Source organism: Sphingomonas bacterium (assembly GCF_903643065.1).
Lineage (GTDB): Bacteria > Pseudomonadota > Alphaproteobacteria > Sphingomonadales > Sphingomonadaceae > Sphingomonas.
Genome location: NZ_CAHJWX010000412.1, coordinates 1 through 2,838, shown reverse-complemented (window position 1 = coordinate 2,838; position 2,838 = coordinate 1). Strand labels below are relative to the sequence as shown.

The 2,838-nt window shown below is 71.8% G+C and carries 4 protein-coding genes; all 4 read left to right on the top strand.

The window, feature by feature from the left end:
* Positions 1-212, top strand: a 212-nt coding sequence (locus tag HUU95_RS13080) for a pyridoxine 5'-phosphate synthase (RefSeq protein ID WP_174280502.1), incomplete at its 5' end; no start/stop codon positions are given.
* Between the two features lie 150 nt (positions 213-362).
* The gene (gene acpS, locus HUU95_RS13075; protein WP_174280501.1) at positions 363-770 is read left to right on the top strand and encodes a holo-ACP synthase; all 408 of its coding nucleotides are present in this window, start codon (positions 363-365) and stop codon (positions 768-770) included.
* Positions 767-1,687: a signal peptidase I gene (gene lepB / locus HUU95_RS13070; RefSeq protein ID WP_174280500.1), complete on the top strand. Its 921-nt coding sequence runs from the start codon at positions 767-769 to the stop codon at positions 1,685-1,687. The genes acpS and lepB overlap by 4 nt, the downstream gene beginning before the upstream one ends.
* On the top strand, positions 1,687-2,793 hold the full coding sequence (locus tag HUU95_RS13065) for an AI-2E family transporter (protein ID WP_174280499.1): 1,107 nt from the start codon (positions 1,687-1,689) through the stop codon (positions 2,791-2,793). The genes lepB and HUU95_RS13065 overlap by 1 nt, the downstream gene beginning before the upstream one ends.
* The last annotated feature ends 45 nt before the right edge of the window (positions 2,794-2,838 follow it).

The window sequence follows — 2,838 nt, the reverse complement described above, 5'->3', positions numbered from 1 at the left end:
GGCTGGCGGACGCGGCGGCGCTGGCGGCGAGGAACGGGATCGAGGTCCATGCCGGCCACGGCCTGACGGTGGGCAACGTCGCGCCGATCGCCGCCATTCCGCAGGTGCGCGAGCTGAACATCGGGCACGCGCTGATCGCCGACGCGCTGTTCGTCGGGCTGGGGGCGGCGGTGCGCGCGATGCGCGACGCGATGGAGGCGGCGCGTGGGTGATCCCGCTCCTTCTCGGGGTGGGGAGGCGGACCGCAACGCGAAGCGGCGTGGTGGACGGGATACGCCCCGAACGCAGCGCCCGTGGCCGGGCCCCCTCCACCACCGGCTTCGCCGGCGGTCCCCCTCCCCGTGCCGGGGAGGATTTTAGGCATGATCCTCGGCCTGGGTTCCGATCTCTGCTCGATCGAGCGTATCGCGGCGTCGCTGGCGCGGTTTGGCGAGCGGTTCGAGGCGCGGGTGTTCACCGCCGTCGAGCGCGCGCGGGCGGACCGGCGGCCGTTCACCAGGGCGGGCACGCTCGCCAAGCGGTTCGCCGCCAAGGAGGCGTTCTCGAAGGCGGTGGGGACCGGCTTCCGGCGCGGCGTGTTCATGCGCGACATCGGTGTCGTCAACGGGCCCGGCGGCGCGCCGGCGCTCGCGCTGACCGGCGGCGCGCAGGCGAGGCTTGACGCGATCACCCCGCCCGGCCACGTCGCGCGAGTCCACCTGACCCTCACCGACGATCACCCCTGGGCGCAGGCGTTCGTGGTGATCGAGGCGCTTCCCGAAGGCCGATGATGTCCGACGCCGTTTCCGAACCGCCCGTGACCGAGCCCGCGCCGGCCCCCTCCGCCAAGGGGCGCGGCACCGACTGGTGGGGCGAGATCAAGGGCATCTTCTGGCTGCTGCTCGTCGTGCTCGGCTTCCATTCCTTCATCGCCAAGCCCTTCTATATCCCGTCCGAATCGATGCTGCCCGGGCTGGAGGTCGGCGACCGGCTGGTGGTGACCAAGTTCGCCTATGGCTGGAGCTTCGTGTCGCCGACCATCCCCAACCCGGTCGCGATCTTCGACTCGCTCGTGCTGCGCCAGCCGGAGGAGAGCTGGGCGGTGTCGCTGCCGCATATCGGCGGGCGGCTGCTCGGCCGGTTGCCCGAGCGCGGCGACGTGGTGATCGTCACCCCGCCGGGCACCAGCGCCGATTACATCAAGCGCGTCATCGGCCTGCCGGGCGACACGCTGGAGGTGCGCGGCGGCACCGTGTTCCTCAACGGCGTCGCGGTGAAGCGCGGGGCGCTGCATTATGTCGACCTGCCCGTCGATCAGAACAGCCCGTGCACCGACTATCCCGGCGCGCTGCGGCCCGGCGCGGGTGGCTCGGTCTGCCACCTGCCGGTAGTGACGGAGACGCTGCCCAACGGCCGCCATTACGACACGGTCGAGCTGGGCCCCAGCATCGGCGACGATTTCGGCCCGGTGCGCATCCCCGCCAAACACGTGTTCCTGATGGGCGACAACCGCGACCGCTCCGCCGACAGCCGCTTCGGGCTCGATCAGCAGGGGCTGGGCGGCCCGGTGCCGTACGAATATCTGGGTGGCCGGGCGGAGTTCATCACCTTCTCGCTCGACGGCACCACGACGCTCAACCCGCTGACCTGGTTCTCCGCCTTTCGCGGCGGCCGCGCGGGCGGCTCGCTCCACGCCGGGCGCGATTGATGGCGGAGGACCAGCGCGAGGCGCCCGCCAGTCTGATCGGCGTCGCCGCGCCCCACGAGATGCGCGATCCGGTCGTGCGGCGCGAGCTGACGCGCGCGGCGGTGTGGATCGGGCTGATCGGCGCGGTGGCGCTCGCGGTGATCCTGGCCGAGCCGCTGCTGATGATCTTCGGCGGCGTGGTGGTCGCGGCGATGCTGGACGGCGGCGTCCGGCTGCTCGGGCGCGTGCTCCCGATCGGGCGCGGCTGGCGGTTGCTGATCGTGGTGCTGGGGGTCACCGCCTTCCTGCTCGGCACGATCGCGCTGCTGGGCGTCCAGGTGACGCAGCAGATCAGCCAGCTCGCGGTCACGGTGCAGCAGCAATATGGCAAGGCGGCCGGCGAGCTGTCGAAGCTGGGTCTCGTCCCGGCCGGCGGCGACGTCAGCGGGCTGATCAAGCAGGCGGCGTCGCAGCTCGGGCGCGCCGCCACCTGGGTCGGCACGGCGGTGGGGGCGCTCACCACCTTAGTCTTCATCGTCGTGCTGGGCGTGTTCTTCGCGATGGAGCCGCGCATCTATGAGCGCGGGCTGCAATGGATGATCCCCACCGACCGCCGCGAGAACTTCGCGGTGACGACCGAGCGGATGGGGGGCACGCTGCGGCGCCTGCTCGCCGGGCGCCTGATCGGCATGGCGGCGGAGGGCGTGATGACGGGCATCGCCCTGATGATCGGCGGCGTGCCGATGTCGCTGGTGCTGGGCATCATCGCCGGGATCATGGCGTTCGTCCCCAATATCGGCGCCTTCATCACCGGCTCGCTGATGATCGCGGTGGGCTTCTCGGGCGGCATGCACACCGGCTTCTGGGCGCTGGGCACCTGGGCGGTGGTGCAGGCGTTCGACGGCTATGTCGTCGTGCCGATCGTCGCCAGGCGCACGGTGGACCTGCCGCCGGCGCTGACCCTGTCGATGCAGATCCTGCTGTCGGCGCTGTTCGGCGTGCTGGGCCTGATGTTCGCCGACCCGATGACCGCGATGATCAAGGTCGCGCTGGAACGCTCGGCGGAGGAGGAGGCGAAGGCCTCAGGCGACGATCCGGTCCAGGAGCTGAAGCCAGACCAGCGCTGAGTCGGCGCCGGGTAGCGGGCGCGGGCGCGGGCGCGGGGCACCGGG

Bases quoted from the DNA above. Each gene is read 5' to 3' on its own strand.
- lepB (WP_174280500.1), top strand. From the start codon at position 767: ATGATGTCCGACGCCGTTTCCGAACCGCCCGTGACCGAGCCCGCGCCG.
- acpS (WP_174280501.1), top strand. From the start codon at position 363: ATGATCCTCGGCCTGGGTTCCGATCTCTGCTCGATCGAGCGTATCGCG.
- HUU95_RS13065 (WP_174280499.1), top strand. From the start codon at position 1,687: ATGGCGGAGGACCAGCGCGAGGCGCCCGCCAGTCTGATCGGCGTCGCC.